Annotated in this window: 16 protein-coding genes and 2 pseudogenes; 14 read left to right on the top strand and 4 right to left on the bottom strand. The window is 70.9% G+C overall.

Annotation, left to right across the window (positions count from 1 at the left end):
* The first annotated feature begins 4 nt into the window (after nt 1-4).
* The 14 genes and pseudogenes from JSY14_RS06805 to JSY14_RS06870 all read left to right on the top strand — a co-directional run bounded on the left by JSY14_RS06805 (nt 5) and on the right by JSY14_RS06870 (nt 11,781).
* Nucleotides 5-1,024 carry an asparaginase gene (locus JSY14_RS06805; RefSeq protein WP_259558018.1) on the top strand — a complete coding sequence of 340 codons (1,020 nt, stop codon included), beginning with the start codon at nt 5-7 and terminating at the stop codon, nt 1,022-1,024.
* Between the two features lie 247 nt (nt 1,025-1,271).
* Nucleotides 1,272-2,996: pseudogene (locus tag JSY14_RS06810) on the top strand (arylsulfatase).
* 10 nt (nt 2,997-3,006) lie between these two features.
* Nucleotides 3,007-3,894 (top strand): bile acid:sodium symporter, encoded by an 888-nt coding sequence (locus JSY14_RS06815; RefSeq protein WP_259558019.1) that lies wholly within the window; start codon nt 3,007-3,009, stop codon nt 3,892-3,894.
* A gap of 119 nt (nt 3,895-4,013) precedes the next feature.
* Nucleotides 4,014-4,913 (top strand): sulfurtransferase, encoded by a 900-nt coding sequence (locus JSY14_RS06820; RefSeq protein WP_259558020.1) that lies wholly within the window; start codon nt 4,014-4,016, stop codon nt 4,911-4,913.
* The gene (locus JSY14_RS06825) at nt 4,910-5,395 is read left to right on the top strand and encodes a SufE family protein (RefSeq protein WP_432803615.1); all 486 of its coding nucleotides are present in this window, start codon (nt 4,910-4,912) and stop codon (nt 5,393-5,395) included. The genes JSY14_RS06820 and JSY14_RS06825 overlap by 4 nt, the downstream gene beginning before the upstream one ends.
* Nucleotides 5,396-5,554: 159 nt before the next feature.
* Complete coding sequence (locus JSY14_RS06830; protein WP_259558021.1) at nt 5,555-5,953, top strand: hypothetical protein; 399 nt, start codon at nt 5,555-5,557, stop codon at nt 5,951-5,953.
* 26 nt (nt 5,954-5,979) lie between these two features.
* On the top strand, nt 5,980-6,990 hold the full coding sequence (glsA, locus tag JSY14_RS06835) for a glutaminase A (RefSeq protein WP_259558022.1): 1,011 nt from the start codon (nt 5,980-5,982) through the stop codon (nt 6,988-6,990).
* 193 nt (nt 6,991-7,183) lie between these two features.
* On the top strand, nt 7,184-7,330 hold the full coding sequence (locus JSY14_RS06840; protein ID WP_259558023.1) for a hypothetical protein: 147 nt from the start codon (nt 7,184-7,186) through the stop codon (nt 7,328-7,330).
* 26 nt (nt 7,331-7,356) lie between these two features.
* A complete protein-coding gene (locus tag JSY14_RS06845) occupies nt 7,357-7,896 on the top strand; it encodes an MFS transporter (protein WP_259558024.1) in 540 nt (179 codons plus the stop codon).
* A 106-nt stretch (nt 7,897-8,002) separates the two neighbouring features.
* The gene (locus JSY14_RS06850; protein WP_259558025.1) at nt 8,003-8,734 is read left to right on the top strand and encodes a fumarylacetoacetate hydrolase family protein; all 732 of its coding nucleotides are present in this window, start codon (nt 8,003-8,005) and stop codon (nt 8,732-8,734) included.
* 48 nt (nt 8,735-8,782) lie between these two features.
* A protein-coding gene (locus JSY14_RS06855; protein WP_432803616.1) for an IS3 family transposase occupies nt 8,783-10,089 on the top strand; the annotation gives its coding sequence in 2 pieces (ribosomal slippage) (nt 8,783-9,077 and nt 9,077-10,089; 1,308 coding nt in all).
* Between the two features lie 36 nt (nt 10,090-10,125).
* Nucleotides 10,126-10,254 (top strand): fumarylacetoacetate hydrolase family protein, encoded by a 129-nt coding sequence (locus JSY14_RS06860; protein ID WP_349773620.1) that lies wholly within the window; start codon nt 10,126-10,128, stop codon nt 10,252-10,254.
* Between the two features lie 46 nt (nt 10,255-10,300).
* Nucleotides 10,301-11,062, top strand: coding sequence for an SDR family NAD(P)-dependent oxidoreductase (locus JSY14_RS06865; RefSeq protein ID WP_259558027.1), 762 nt, complete (start codon nt 10,301-10,303; stop codon nt 11,060-11,062).
* Nucleotides 11,063-11,079: 17 nt separating this feature from the next.
* On the top strand, nt 11,080-11,781 hold the full coding sequence (locus JSY14_RS06870) for a FadR/GntR family transcriptional regulator (RefSeq protein ID WP_259558029.1): 702 nt from the start codon (nt 11,080-11,082) through the stop codon (nt 11,779-11,781).
* Nucleotides 11,782-11,832: 51 nt separating this feature from the next.
* Here the strand turns inward: JSY14_RS06870 and JSY14_RS06875 are convergent.
* The 4 genes and pseudogenes from JSY14_RS06875 to JSY14_RS06890 form a co-directional block, all read right to left on the bottom strand.
* Nucleotides 11,833-12,354, bottom strand: a pseudogene (locus JSY14_RS06875) (amidohydrolase family protein); the annotation flags it as partial.
* Between the two features lie 119 nt (nt 12,355-12,473).
* The gene (locus tag JSY14_RS06880; RefSeq protein ID WP_259558030.1) at nt 12,474-13,448 is read right to left on the bottom strand and encodes an aldo/keto reductase; all 975 of its coding nucleotides are present in this window, start codon (nt 13,446-13,448) and stop codon (nt 12,474-12,476) included.
* Entirely contained in the window at nt 13,445-13,786 is a 342-nt protein-coding gene (locus tag JSY14_RS06885) for an L-rhamnose mutarotase (RefSeq protein ID WP_259558031.1), read from the bottom strand. Before JSY14_RS06885 ends, JSY14_RS06880 begins: the two co-directional genes overlap by 4 nt.
* The gene (locus tag JSY14_RS06890) at nt 13,783-15,153 is read right to left on the bottom strand and encodes an enolase C-terminal domain-like protein (RefSeq protein WP_259558032.1); all 1,371 of its coding nucleotides are present in this window, start codon (nt 15,151-15,153) and stop codon (nt 13,783-13,785) included. Before JSY14_RS06890 ends, JSY14_RS06885 begins: the two co-directional genes overlap by 4 nt.
* Nucleotides 15,154-15,416: the final 263 nt, after the last annotated feature.

Genomic DNA, 15,416 nt, shown 5'->3' on the forward strand with positions numbered 1-15,416 from the left:
CCCCGTGACCGCCGCCCCCTCCCCTGAGCCCACTGCCCCGCGCGGTCGCGTCGCGCTGCTCTCCCTGGGCGGCACGATCTTCATGACGCAGGACGCCTCGGGGCTGCGGGCCACTCCCGGCGGCGCCGGCGACGCCCCGATCACCACCACCATCGCCGAGGCGGTGGTGACGCACCGGCCGGTGGCGAACATCGGATCGCCGTCGGTGCGGCCGGCGCATCTGCGGCAGGTACTGGAACTCGCCCACGAGGCGCTCGACGCCGGCGCCACCGGGGTGGTGCTCACCCACGGCACCGACACCCTGGAGGAATCGGCGTTCCTGCTGAACCGGCACTGGGAGCGCCCGGAGCCGCTGGTGGTGACGGGGGCGATGCGTCCGGCGAACGCTCCGGGTGCCGACGGCCCCGCGAATCTGCGTGACGCGGTGCGCACCGCTCTGGCACCGTCGGCCCGCGGTCTCGGGGTGCTCGCGGTGTTCGACGGGCTGGTGCACCTGGCCGACCGGGTCACGAAGACCAGCTCCCGGTCGGTGGACGCCTTCCACTCGGAACCCTCCGGCCCGGTCGCCCTGGTCGCCGAGGAGGACCTGCACCTGGTGTATCGGCCCACGGACCGCCCCTGCACCCGGCCCGAGCTGCTCCCGGCGATGCTGCCGCGGGTGCCGGTGGTGGCGCTGGGCCTGGGCGATGACGGTGAGATCCTCGATCATCTGTCGGCCGCATCCGCCGACGGCCTGGTGATCGCGGGCGTCGGCATGGGGCACGTGCCGGCGGCGGCGGTGCCGCGGCTGCGCGCGCTGATCGACGCCGGGGTGCCGGTGGTGGTGGCGACTCGCGTGGCGGAGGGCGGCACCTCCGACCGGCACTACGACTATCCGGGCAGCGAGATCGATCTGCTGGCCAACGGCGCGATCATGGCGGGCGCCCTGCCGGCGCAGAAGGCGCGGCTGCTGCTGCAGGTGCTGCTGTCCCGCGGCGCCGACACCGCGCAGCTGCGCGACGCCTTCTCCGCGTACGCGTACTGAGGGAGGGACCCCAGGCCCGGCTGCGCCTGAGCCGATCCGGCGCGGCCCCTCCCGAGCCGTGCGTGGAGGGGCACCTCCCGAGCCGTGCGTGGAGGATTTCGTGGGGAATCCGGCGTCGATTCCCCACGAAATCCTCCACGCACGGGGCGCCGGGGTGCGGGAGCGCCGGGGCGCACGGGGCGCGGGGGTCGACCGGCCGCGGGGTGGGCCGCCCCGACCCGGACCGGCCCGCGGTCCCCGCGCATTCATGCTCAGGCCGTACCCTTGGCGCGCACACGACTTACCATCTGGTGGGCCGGTGTCCCAGCGCAGAGGAGATCACCATGCCGGACCGGTCCCGACCCGACATCCTGCTCATCGTCGTGGACGACATGGGTACTCCGATATCTCCCCCTTCGGCGGGGAGTTGGAGACCCCGGTGCTGCAGCAGCTCGCCGACCGCGGTGCCCGTTTCCGGGGCTTCCACACCTCCAGCTTGTGCGCACCGACCCGGGCGATGCTGCTGACCGGCTGCGACAACCATCAGGTGGGACTGGGCGTGATGCAGCCGCACCACTCCCGCAACCAGTACATGCAGCGCGGATACGAGGGCTACCTGAACCACCTCGCCCCCACCCTGGCCGAGACCCTCAGCGCCGGCGGGTACCACACGTTCATGGCGGGCAAGTGGCACATCGGCATCACCGATGAGACCCGGCCCGCCGCCCGCGGTTTCGAGCGCAGCTTCGCGTTCCTCGGTGGCGGGGGCAGCCACTTCGCCGACGCCCAACCGCTGAGCACCACCGAGGCCGTGCAGACCGCGTACCGGGATGATGACCGCGACGTCACCGATGAGCTGCCGGAGGACTTCTACTCCTCCATCGCCTACGCGGATCGGATGATCGACCACATCGAGGGCTTCGAGGACGACGCCCCGTTCTTCGGTTACCTGGCCTTCACCGCCCCGCATGACCCGCTGCAGCTGCCCGAGGACTGGCTGGATCGACACCGCGGCCGCTACGACGACGGCTACGACGCCGTGCGCGAGCGCCGGATCGCCCGGATGCGGGACCTGGGCCTGGTGGCCGCCGACACCGAGGCGCACCCCGGCACCGGCGCCTTCCCCGCCTGAGACGAGCTCAGCCCGCAGCAACGCGCCGAGGAGACCCGCGACTTCGAGCTGTACACCGGCATGGTGGAGCTGGTCGACGAGCAGATCGGGCGGGTGCTCGAGGCCCTCCACCGCACCGGCCGTCTCGACGACACCGTGATCATCTTCCTGTCCGACAACGGCGCGAACTCCGGTGTGGCCTCGCACGACGCCGGGAACTCCGAGGAGCAGATCGCCCGCGACTTCGACAACTCCCTGGAGCATCGCGGCCGGCCCGGGTCGTTCGTGTCGATGGGTGGCGCCTGGGCGGAGGTGTCGGACTCCCCGCTGTCGCACTTCAAGGCCACCACCTTCGAGGGCGGCATCCAGACCCCGCTGATCGTGGCGGGCGGACCGGTGCGGCTGCGGGGGGTCATCACCGACCAGCTGCTGCATGTCACCGACCCGTACCCGACGGTCCTCGACCTCACCGGGGTGGAGCGTCCGGGCACCTGGTGCCGCGAGGAGCCCCCGGCCCTGGAGGGCCGCAGCCTCGCGCCGCTGCTCACCGGCCGGGATGACTCCCCGGTGCGGGATGAGGATGATGCCCTGTGCTTCGAGATGCAGGAATCCCGCAGTGTGCTGCGGGGCCGTTGGAAGGCGGTGCTGGCGATGCCGCCGTGGGGCGACGGGGAGACCTGGCGGTTGTTCGACCTGCAGGCCGATCCGCGGGAACTGGACGATCTGGCCGCGGAGCACCCCCAGCTGCTGGCGGAGATGACCTCCCAGTGGGACGAGTACGCCGAGCGCGTCGGATACATCCGGGCCGACGGCCACAAGGTGATCGACGACGTCGGCCCTGACCGTTTCTACCGGTTCATGCCGATCGACGTGGATCAGTGAGGCGGGCCGCATGAGCGAGATCCTCGATGTGGTCCTGCGCATCGCCCTGCAGGTGTTCGTGCTGGGCAGCATGCTCAACGTGGGCCTGGGACAGAAGCCCTCCCAGATCGCGCATCACCTGCGCAAACGTCGCTTCCTCACCCGCATGCTGATGATCAACCTGGTGGCCGTGCCGGGGATCATGACGTACCTGATCATGCTGTTCCAGCCCACCGAGGAGTACGCCGCGGCGCTCCTGCTGCTGGGTCTGTGCGCCGGCGCCCCGTTCCTCATCAAACTGGCCGACACCGCCGCCGAGGACCTCGCTCTCGCGGCCTCGGTGATGCTGGTGCTGGTGGCGGGCACCGTGATCGAGGTGCCGCTGGTGCTGCCGCGGCTGGTGGCGGGCCTGGAGGTGGACGGGCTCGAGATCGCCCGCAGCCTCACCCTGCAGCTGGTGGTGCCGATCCTCATCGACATGGTGCTGCAGAAACTGCTCGGGGAGACCGCCCAGAAGGCCCGGCCCTGGATCGCCCGCCTGGCGAACATCGCACTGTACGTGCTGCTGGCGCTGACGATCCTCACGAACCTCGACGCCCTCACCGACCTGCAGCTGTGGAAGGCTGCGGCGATCGGCGTCGGCGCCCTGCTGCTGGCGTTCCTGATCGGCTACATGATGGGTGACGACGAATCCCACCTGAAGGACGTCGGCGGTCTCGCCACTGCCCAGCTCGGCACCGCCGCGGCGATCATCGTCGCTTCCCAGAACTTCTCCGATGAACGGGTGTTCGTGTTCATCAACGTGCTGAACGCGTTGAACATGGTGCTGTTGGTGGCGGCCGCGAAGGCGATGGACCCGGACAACGACTTCCTGCCTCTGGGCTGGTCGAAGGAGCAGGCCGACGCCGAGCGCAGGTGAGTGTGCGCAGCGCACGGCCCACCCCAGCGCCTGTGTTCTGCAACATCCCCGTCCCGAAATTCAGGGGTCGGGTGACACACTGGGACCATCCGACCGACCCATGAGACGAGGTGCGCATCGTGACCGTTGCCCTGGACCCGAGCCCCGAACTGCAGGACTACGCCCACCCCGAGAAGCTGGTGACCACCGCGTGGCTCGCCGAGCACCTCGCTGAGGACGGCCTGGTGGTGGTGGAGTCCGACGAGGACGTGCTCCTCTACGAGACAGGGCACATCCCCGGCGCCGTGAAGATCGACTGGCATCTGGACCTCAACGACCCGGTGACCCGCGACTACGTCGACGGGGAGGGGTTCGCCGAGCTCATGCGCCGCTCCGGCATCTCGGAGGACACCACCGTCGTGGTGTACGGCGACAAGTCGAACTGGTGGGCCGCCTACGCCCTGTGGGTGTTCGAGCTGTTCGGCCATCGCGACGTGCGCCTGCTCAACGGCGGCCGCGCCGCCTGGGAGGCCGAGGGCCGGGAGATGACCCGCGAGACCCCGACGCCCCAGCCCGCCGACTACCCCGTGCGGGAGCGCAACGACGCCCCGATCCGCGCCTACCGCGAGGACGTGCTCGGTTTCCTCGGCGGGCAGCTGATCGATGTGCGCTCCCCGCAGGAGTACACCGGCGAGCGCACGCACATGCCGGAGTACCCGCAGGAGGGCACTCTCCGCGGCGGCCACATCCCCACCGCGCGCTCCGTGCCGTGGGCCCGCGCCGCCCAGGAGGACGGTCGTTTCAAGCCCCGCGCCGAGCTGGAGGCGATCTACCGCGAGGAACTCGGGTTCGACCCGTCAGCTCCGACCATCGCCTACTGCCGCATCGGCGAGCGCTCCAGCCACACCTGGTTCGTGCTCACCCACCTGCTGGGTTTCGAGAACGTCCGCAACTACGACGGCTCGTGGACCGAATGGGGCAACGCCGTGCGGCTGCCGATCGCCGTCGGCGAGGAGCCCGGGGAGGCGCCGGCCCGATGACCGCCCCGACGAACCCCTCGACCAACCCCCCGATGGGACAGGGCGCGGTGCCGGCGGCGCTGCAGGAGATCGCCGACGACTTCACGGCCCTGCCGCCGAAGGAGCGTCTGCAGCTGCTGCTGGAGTTCTCGGACGGGCTGCCGGAGCTGCCTGAACGCTATGCCGACCACCCCGAGCTGCTGGAACCGGTCCCGGAGTGCCAGTCCCCGATCTTCCTGATCACGGAGGTCGAGGGCACGGGACGCGACGCCACCGCGCACCTGTTCTTCTCCGCCCCGCCGGAGGCCCCCACCACCCGCGGGTTCGCCGGGATCCTGGCGGAGGGTCTCGATGGCCTCACCGTCGGGGAGGTGCTGGATGTGCCCGGGGACGTGACCGAGCGGATGGGCCTGGCGGAGGTCGTCAGCCCGCTGCGCCTGCGCGGCATGGCGGGGATGCTCGGCCGGATCAAGCGACAGCTGCGGGAGAAGTCCGGGGCCTGACCTGCCGGTCCGACTCCGGGTCCGACGCCCATCGGCCCTGCCCACCCGCATGATCCGGTGCTGCGCCCATGAGATCCCCGGGTGGATGTGCTCGGATGGGGCCCAGCCCGGCCCCGGGCGCACCCGAGTGCCCGGGCCCACCCGAGAGAAGGGGACGTGATGACCGACGACATCCGCCGCAGCACCGCCGATCGCCCGCACGGCGGCTCCCTCGTGGAGCGCCTGTTCGCCGAGGAGGCGGAGCGCCTGGAGCTGACCACGGAGGGCGGCCGCCACACCGGAGCCCTTCCCGACCTGCAGATCCCCCTGGAGGAGGCCTCCGGGTCACTGCTGGGTGAACTGCGCGGCGTGCAGGTGCGGCTGCCCGGCGCGGGTGTGTGGGGTCCCCTGGAGGACATCCGCCCCGCTGCCGACGGTCAGGTGACCGTGTCCTTCGCCGACGGCCGCACCGTCGACGTCCCCCCGCAGACCCACCTGCATGTCGCGCACGACAACTGGGTCGAGGCGCAGAACGCCGGCGGGGTGGACCTGCGCCCCGGGGGCGCCCGCGACGAGTGATCCCCTGAGCCGGTAGCGTCCGGAGGGTGACGAACCCTCTGCACGAGTATCTGCTCCAGTTGCGCACGGCTCTGCTGGACGTGTCCACCGATGATGGCGAGATCGAGCCGCTGTCCCGTCTGTCCGGGGCGCGGGCCGACCATCTCGCCCTGGCGGTGTGCGACCGGCAGGGCCGCGTCGTCTCCGCGGGAACGCGCCACGCCTTCCCCATCCAGTCGATCTCCAAGGCCTTCGCCTACGGCGCCGCCATCGACCGCCACGGCCTGGACTATGTCCTCGACGCCGTGGACCAGGAACCGACGGGTGAGGAGTTCAGCGCCATCAGCATCGACGAACACACCGGCCGCCCGAAGAACCCCCTGGTGAACGTCGGTGCCCTGCGCACCCACGCGATGCTCGGGGCGGATGCCCGCAGCCGTGCCGCCCTGCTGCGTGAGGTCCTCGACGGCGCTGCCGGACGGGAACTCCCCGTCCATGAGGAGACGTTCGCGACCGAGCGGGCGAGCGCCCACCGCAACCTGGCCCTCGCGCACATGCTGCGCGCCGCCGGGTCCATGGAGGACGAACCGGTGGACGTGGTCGACGGGTATCTGCGCGGGTGCGCGGTGCTGGTCACCGTGGAGGACCTCGCGACGATGGGTGCGACCCTCGCCTCCGGCGGGGTGAACCCGTGCACCGGCCGGCGCGTCCTGTCCCCGGAGGCCTCGCAGCAAGTGCTCAGCGTGATGCTCACCTGCGGGATGTACGACGACGCCGGGGAGTGGATGAGCCGCGTCGGCCTGCCCGCGAAGTCGGGGGTGGCGGGCGGCATCCTCGCGGTGCTGCCGGCGATCTGCGGGCTCGCCGCCTACGCCCCGGCCCTGGATCGCCACGGCAACTCGGTGCGCGGCACCATGGCGTTCCGCCGCATGTCCCGGGACTACTCGCTGCATCTCCTCAGCGGGGAACTGCCGCGGGATGTGAGGGAGCGGGCGGAGGAACTGCTGGCCGCCGGGGGGCCGACTGATCTCTCGGAGGGTCCGTCGAGCGAGGGGTGAGGCGAGCGACGGGGCGGTGTGCCGGCACGCCCCCGGCGAGAGTTCCGATGTTCGACGGGTCCAGCGGAGCTTTCCCCCAGAAACTTCCCCGCGGACCTCCCCACACGTCGGATGATTCGCTACGGTGTGTCCACAGCGCTTCACCCCCGGGTGTCGCGCCTCCCACTTCGTCCCGTAGGGACTCGCGGGGAACATGACCGATCCGCTGGTGCGCGTCTTCGGCTCCGTGTTCTCGACGAGCGCCTTCCAGTCCTCCCTGGTGCAGTTCGCCTACTACGGGGCGTACTTCGCCCTGGTGCTGCCGGCCGTCTGGACGTGGCGCCGGCCCTCAACCCGCTGAGCTCCCCTCTCTGAGGGCTGAACGCCGTGGCCATCGCGGCGGTGCAGGTGCCCCCGAACCCCCGGACCGTCACCCGCCACCACGAGATCGCCGAGAGCGCCGCACACCTTCACGGCACCGCCGTCGGTCGTCTGCTCGGCCGCCCCCTGTACTCCTTCGGCGTGGTCGCCCAGTTCTTCAATGTGGCCGCGCAGACGTGCTTTTGGACCTTCACTCTGCACTACGCCTCCGAGCAGATCGGCGCGACCAACACTGAGGCCGGGTACTGGCTGCAGGCGTCGGTGCTGCTCTTCCTCGTCTTCCGCTTCCTGATGGTGGCGCTGATGGGTCGGATCGACCCGCGCGTGCTGCTGACGGTGATGACCGTCGCCGGCGTGGTGCTGTCCCTGATCGCCGCGATCATCGGCGGGGCCGTCGTGCCGCTGGCCCAGGGCCGCCTCCTCGACCTCACCAGCGCGAAGATCTCCTACCTGGTGGTGGCGGTGTGCTTCGCGGCGATCGTCGCCTACGCGGTGTACTCGCTCCGTCACGCTGACGAGCAGCTCGCTTCTGCCGTCAACGCCTGACCGACGCAGGCTCACCCCTCCCGCAAACATCGGACCTCTGAGCGGTAGGCTGTCCGGGACATCGCTTCCCTCCCTACCTCATCGCTCCGCCGGAAAGGACCCCCGCATGAAGCTGTTCGCCTACGGACCCCGCGGCGCCGAGCGCCTGGCCGTGCTGCACCAGGACACCGCCTACGCCCTCGACTCCCTGACCTCCGCCCCCGCGGTGGACCGCTCCTTCCTGGAGCAGGGTGGCCTCGACCGGGTGCGCACCGCCCTCGCGCAGAACACGCTGCCGCCGCTGCCCGTCGAGCAGATCGACGGGGTGCGCCGCGGAGCGGCCGTGGCACCGGGCAAGATCCTGTGCATCGGCCTGAACTACCGCGACCACGCCCGGGAGACCGACGCCGGGATCCCCACGGAGCCGATCGTCTTCATGAAGGCCCCGGACACCGTCGTCGGTCCCGACGACGAGGTGCTCATCCCCCGTGGCTCACAGCGCACGGACTGGGAGGTCGAGCTCGCGGTCGTCATCGGCTCGACCCTGCGCTACGCGGCCTCCGCCGAGGAGGCGCTGCAGGCCGTGGCCGGGTACGCGATCAGCAATGACGTCTCCGAGCGGGACTTCCAGCTGGAGCGCGGCGGCACCTGGGACAAGGGCAAGAACTGTGAGACCTTCAACCCGCTGGGGCCCTACCTGGTCACCGCCGACGAGGTCCCCGACGTGCAGGACCTGCGTCTCACCCTCGCCGTCAACGGCACCACCCGGCAGGACGGCACCACTGCCGACCAGATCTTCCCGGTCGGTGAGGTGGTCCGCTACCTCAGTCAGTTCATGACCCTCTACCCCGGCGACTGAATCGCCTGGGTCTGATGGAGGCTCTCATTCCACGGAAGGATGAGAGTCATGGCAGCACCGCGGAAGTACAGCGAGGAGTTGAGGGACCGCGCGACGCGGATGGCGATGGACGCGCGGAAGGACCCTGCGACGGCCACGGGAGCGATCAAGCGGATCGCCGATCAGCTTGGGATTCATCCCGAGGCGTTGCGGACCTGGGTCCGCCAGGCCGAGATCGATGGTGGGGTCCGGCCCGGCACGACGACGGATGACGCGACGCGGATCGCCCAGCTCGAGCGCGAGGTCCGCGAGCTGCGGCGGGCGAACGAGATCCTGAAGACGTCCGCGGCTTTTTTCGCGGCCGCGGAGCTCGACCGCAAGATCAAGTAGCCCGCGAAGTGCCGACCGAGGTGGTGGTCGAGTACATCGACACCCACCGCGATCGGGTCGTTGAGGGTCGCCGGCTCGGGGTCGAGCCGATCTGCGCCGTGCTCAAGGACGCCGGCGTGCAGATCGCCCCGAGCACCTACTACGCCGCGAAGAACCGTCTCCCGTCGGCGCGCGCCGTGCGGGACGCTGAGCTGATCGAGGAGATCAAGACCGTGCACACCGACAACCTGGGCGTCTACGGGGCTCGGAAGGTCCACGCCGAGCTGGTCCGCAAGGGCATCGCCGTGGCCCGGTGCACCGTTGAGCGGCTCATGCGCGCTCACGGGTTGCGCGGGATCGCGCGGGAGAAGACCCGCCGCACCACCCTGAGCGAGGGCGCCGAGACGCCACGGCCGGCCGACTTGGTCGAGCGGCGGTTCGTCGCCGAGGCACCGAACCAGCTGTGGGTGGCGGATCTGACCTACATCCGCACCTACTCCGGGTGGGTCTACGCCGCGTTCGTCCTGGACGTCTTCTCCCGGATGATCGTCGGCTGGCAAGTCTCGACCTCGCTGCGCACCGACCTGGCCCTGGACGCCCTGGACATGGGTCTGTGGGCCAGGCGCCGCGCCGGGCAGGACGTCACCGGTCTGGTCCACCACTCCGACAGGGGCGTGCAATACCGCGCGGTTCGCTACACCGAGCGGCTCGCCGAGGCCGAGGCTGTCGCCTCGGTGGGGTCCCGCGGCGATTCGTATGACAACGCGATGGCGGAGGCGCTGAACTCGCTGTTCAAGGCCGAGTGCGTGCGCAACCCGGTCATGCGTCAGGGCGGCTGGAAGTCCATCAGCGACGTCGAGATCGCCGTCGCTGAGTACGTCGACTGGTACAACCACCGGTGCCTGCACGGCGAGCTCGGCCACGTCCCGCCCGCCGAGTACGAGGCCACCTACTGGGCCACCCACTACCCTGACAACCGCGCCCTCATCGAGGCCGGAACCAACTAACCGAGCCTCCACCAAACCCGCGGCGATTCAGACATCATCAACACCGGCACCCCCGCCGGCGTCGCCCTCGGCCACCCCGACGCCCCGTTCCTGCAGGAGGGCGACGTCATGGAACTGTCCATCACCCACCTGGGCGAGCAGCGGCAGCGCCTCGGCCGCGCCTAACACCCCATCCACCCGCACGACACCACGACCTGATCGGAGGCCCGTCATGACCGATGTCCTCGACCCGTACCGCGGGCTGCGTGTGCTGGTGACCGGAGGGTCCTCCGGTATCGGCCGCGCCACGGCCCGGCGTTTCCTGCAGCTCGGTGCCCGCATGGCCGTGCTCGACCTGACCGCCGACGGGGCACCCGAGAGTGCGGAGGTCGTGACCGTCGACCTCACCGATCGCGCCGCCACCACCGCCGCGGTGGAGGAGGCCGCCGACCGGCTCGGGGGTCTCAACGTGGTGGTGAACAACGCCGGCATCAGCGCCGTCGGGGACGTCACCGCCAACGACGACGAGGAGTGGGCGCGGGTGCTGTCGGTGAACGTCACCTCCATCGCCCGCGTCAGCGCCGCCGCCCTCCCCCATCTGCGCCGCAGCGAGCACCCGGTGATCCTCAACATGTCGTCGATCGCCGCCACCGCCGGTCTGCAGGAGCGAGTCCTGTACTCCGCCACGAAAGGGGCCGTGCAGGCCATGACCCTCGCGATGGCGACCGATCACGTCGCCGAGGGCATCCGGGTGAACTGCGTGAACCCCGGCACCGTGGCCACGGAGTTCGTCGACCGCATGCTCCAGGGTTTCCCCGACCCAGTGGCTGAGCGCGCAGCGTTGGATGCCCGGCAGGCCACGGGTCGCATGGTCACCCCCGAGGAGGTCGCCGAGTCGGTGGTGTTCCTGGCCTCACCGCTGAACGGCTCGACCACCGGGGTGTCCCTCCCGGTGGACGGTGGCATAAGCGGACTGCGCGCGCGCCCACGTTGATGCGCGAAGATCGGGGTATGGAGCCCGACACCACACCGATGGCGGCGACCGACCGCACCATCCAGGCGATCACCCGCATGATCACCGACGGCTCTCTCACCCCCGGAGACCGTCTGCCGCCGGAGAAGGAGCTGTCGGAGCAGATCGGCGTCTCCCGCAACTCACTGCGCGAGGCCGTCAAGGCACTGTCGGTGCTGCGGGTGCTGGATGTGCGCCGCGGCGACGGCACCTACGTCACCGCCCTCACCCCGGATCTGCTGATGCAGACCCTCGGGTTCCTGCTGGAGCTGCCGAGTGGGTCGCAGGCCGCTCAGGCCACCGCCGTGCGGCGCCTGCTGGAACCGGAGGCCGTGGCACTGGCCTGCGGGAACATCAGCGAGGAGCGGTTCGCGCACCTCGAGGAGATCATGCAGACCCTCCGCGAGGACACCCCGGTGGATGATCTGGTGCAGGCCGACATCCGCTTCCACCACCTGATCAACTCCTGCTGCGGCAACGACTACCTGACCTCGCTGCTGGACAGCTTCGCGAGCGTCACCACCCGCGCCCGCATCTGGCGGGGCCTCACGCAGGAGAGTTCCGTGAGCACCACCCTGCGCGAACACCGGCAGATCCTCGACGCCCTCCGGGCGGGACGGCCCGACCTGGCGCGGGTGTACGCCGCGGCGCATGTGGCCGGGGTGGAGAGCTGGTTCGCGCAGGCGTCCTGCGGCGCCTGAGCCCGACACGTTCGCCACCACCGCGGGGCAGACCGCGAGCTCCCGCAGGCCCCGTTCCCACGCCGCCATCGCCTCGCCGTCCCCGAGCGGGGGTTTGCCCAGGTGGTCGAGCACCACGGACAGCTCGGGATACGCGTGCGCCACTCGCTGCACCTGCGCCAGATGCCGCGGCCAGGCATCCGGGACGTCCAGGACAAGGCCCGCCGCCGCAAGCAGCTGCAGCGACCGGCCGACATCCGGCCGGTCGAGCATGTCCGCCTCGGGATCGTCGTGCACCAGGTGGCGGACACCGACGAGGGCCGCCGTGGAGGTGCCCTCCGGCAGAGCCTTCGCGGCGAGCAGCCGTTCGGTGAGCTCCGGGGTGCGCAGCGGCAGCCAGCCCACCACGTCGGCGTGACGCACAGGCCCGGGATCGGCCTCGATCGCGGCGGCGGTGCGCAGCAGATGGGCGGTGTCGGCGAGGGTGTCGTCGGCCTGCACCAACACCACCCGCGTCACCCCGGCAGCCGCCTGCGCCGGTGCCAGCTCCTGCCAGGACACCGTGCGGCGCAGCTCCTGTGGCGCCCGCTCCATCCAGGAGTAGGGGCTGCAGCCGAGATCCCACAGGTGCACGTGGGCGTCGGTGACGGGGATATCCGCGTCGGGGATGCCCGTGACGGGAATATCGGTAACGGCAGCCCCGGGGGCCTCGGTCACGCCCGCGCCCCGGGGAGGTCCAGCGGCGGCAATGCGTCGACAGCATCCCAGGCGGCCTGCGGCACGGGGGCCTGCAACCGCTGCAGGTTGGTGCGGACCTGCGAGGCGTTGCGCATGCCCAGAGCAACCGCACGGATCTCCGGGCGGCGCAGCGGGTACTGCACGGCCAGGTCCGGCAGCGTCACCCCGTGGTCGCGGGCGATCGCGGCCAGCTCCCAGGCCCGCTGCAGCACCGGTTGCGGCGCGGGGCCGTACTCATAGTGGGCGTCGTCGGGTACCTCCTGCCGCGCGAGCAGACCGGAGTTGAACACGCTCACGGCGACGACGCCGACGCCGTGCTCCCGACAGGCGGGCAGCAGGTCGGCCTCGGCGGGTTGTTCCAGCAGGCTGTACCGACCGGAGACCATCACCAGATCCAGCAGCCCGGTGCGCACGGCGCGCGTCAGCACCCGCTGGTCCTTGGAGCCGACACCGATCGCGCCGACCAGGCCCTCCTCCCGCATTCGGGCGAGTGCGGGCAGGCCCTCGGCGAGGGCCTGCTCCTCGGGGCCCTCCTCGGGGTCGTGGAGGTAGAGGATGTCCAGACGATCCAGGCCCAGGCGCTCCAGGGACTCCTCCAGGCTGCGGCGGATGCCGACCTCGCTGACGTCCCACACGCGCTGCAGGTCATCGGGCACCGCGAAACCGTTCGCGAGGTCGTCGCCGGTGCCGGGCCCGGGACGCAGGAGCCTCCCGACCTTGCTGGAGACCACGATCTCCTCCCGCGGCAGGTGCTGCAGCACGCGGCCCAGGCGCCTCTCCGACAGCCCCAGCCCGTAGTGCGGGGCCGTATCGAAGTACCGGATCCCACCCTCCCAGGCCGCCCCGACGGCCTCGTGGGCGTCGCGTTCGGAGGTCTCCCGGTACAGGTTCCCCAGCTGCGCCGCACCGAAACCGAGACCGTTGAGGCGTTCGACGATCGCGGCGCTCATGCGTCGCTCCCCCGCGTCGGCAGCTGCCACACCAGGTCCAGGCCGGTGTCGTCGCCGTCGTAGCTGTCGACCACCTCGAGGAACTGGTTGATGTGCTGCTGCCAGGCGACGTTGGCGGGGTCGGTGCGCAGCTGCTCCCGCATGGCGGCGTAGTCGTCGACCTCCACCAGGTGGAACAGGTCCTGGCCGTCGCGCCAGATCCGCCAGCTGTGCACCCCGGCCCGACGCAGGGCGGCGTCGAGGTCGTCGGGGATGCGGGCGTGCTCGCGGTCGTAGTCGCCCTCCCGGCCGGCGGCGGCACGGGTGTGCAGGGCGATCACCTGCCGCGGGCCGCTCATCTGTCGACCTCCGCGGTGACGAGACGGCCTGAACGGTCAGCACCGGGGGCGGCCGTGGGATCGCCCACCGAGGTCTCCTCCCGCCAGACGGGGCCGTCGGGGAAGCGATGCTCGTCGATGGAGGCGTCATGCATGCGGGCGCCGATGCCGGGCTCCTCCGGCGGCCAGTAGGCGCCGTCGTGCACATCGGTGGGGACCACGAAGTGCTCGTGCAGGTGGTCGACGTACTCGCACCACCGGTCGTGCCGGTCCCCACCGATCGCGACGGCGTCGAGCATCGCGTAGTGCTGCACCATCTCGCACAGCCCCACGCCGCCGGCGTGCGGGCACACGGGCACGTCGAACTTCGCGGCCAGCAGCAGCATCGCCACGATCTCATGCACCCCGCCGACGCGCGTGGCGTCGATCTGCAGCACATCGAGGGCCTCAGCCTGCAGGAACTGCTTGGCGAGGATGCGGCTCTGCATCTGCTCCCCGGTGGCGACCCGCAACCCCGGGACGCCGCGACGGATGGCGGCGTGGGCGAGCACGTCATCGGGGCTGGTGGGTTCCTCGATCCAGTACGGTTCGTACGGCAGCAGTGGAGCGAGCCACTCGATGGCCGGCTGCACGTCCCAGCGCTGATTCGCGTCGATCGCGATGGGGAACCCCGGGCCCATCTCCTCGCGGGCCAGTCGCAGCCGCCGCTGATCCTCGGCCGGGTCGGCGCCGACCTTCAGCTTCACCATGCGGAAGCCCTCCTCACGGGCCTCCCGCAGCAGTCGCAGCATCTTCTCGTCGCTGTAACCGAGCCAGCCGGGGGTGGTGGTGTAGGCTGGCAGGCCCTCCGCTCGAAGCCGCGCGATGCGCTCCTCCTTGCCGGGCAGCTGCCGTCGCAGGATCGCCAGGGCCTCCTCGCGGGTGAGGGCGTCGGAGAGGTACCGGAAGTCGACGAGGTCCACCAGCTCCTCGGGGTCGAGACGAGCCAGCAGCAACCACAGCGGCAGGTTCTCGCGGCGGCAGCGCAGATCCCACACGGCGTTGATCACCGCGCCGATCGCCATGTGCATGACGCCCTTCTCCGGGCCGAGCCAGCGCAGCTGGGAGTCACCGATGAGGTCGGCGGCAAAACGGCCGGGCGCTGCCAGCACCTCCTCGACCTCACGGCCGACGATGTGCCTGGCCAGGGTGCGCACGGCGGCGGCCTGCACGTCGTTGCCGCGGCCGGTGGTGAAGACGAGGCTGTTCCCCTGCTCACCGGCGTCGGTGCGCAGGGTGACGTACACCGCGGAGTAGTCGGGGTCGGGGTTCATGGCGTCGGAGCCGTCGAGGTGCCGACTGGTGGGGAAACGGACGTCGACGACGTCCAGCTCGAGGAACGTAGCCACGGGACCTCATCTCTGGGACGGTGCGGCCGCCTCGTCGCGGCGCGGGTCATGCCAGTCTGCGCCATCCGACGGGCCCGTCGCAAGAAATGATCCGATGTTTAGGTCGGGCGGCGTCGTTCTCCACGGATTTCGTGCACCGGATCGCCGCAGACATCCGAGGAATACGCGAGGCGGCGAGGAGGGCCCAGGAGACCGGGACACCGATCCCGTCGAGGGCGGGGGCGCAGCGCGGCGGCTGCATTCCCCGGCGACGACGATCGGGG

This window comes from Brachybacterium sillae (assembly GCF_025028335.1).
In the GTDB taxonomy this organism is placed as follows: domain Bacteria; phylum Actinomycetota; class Actinomycetes; order Actinomycetales; family Dermabacteraceae; genus Brachybacterium; species Brachybacterium sillae.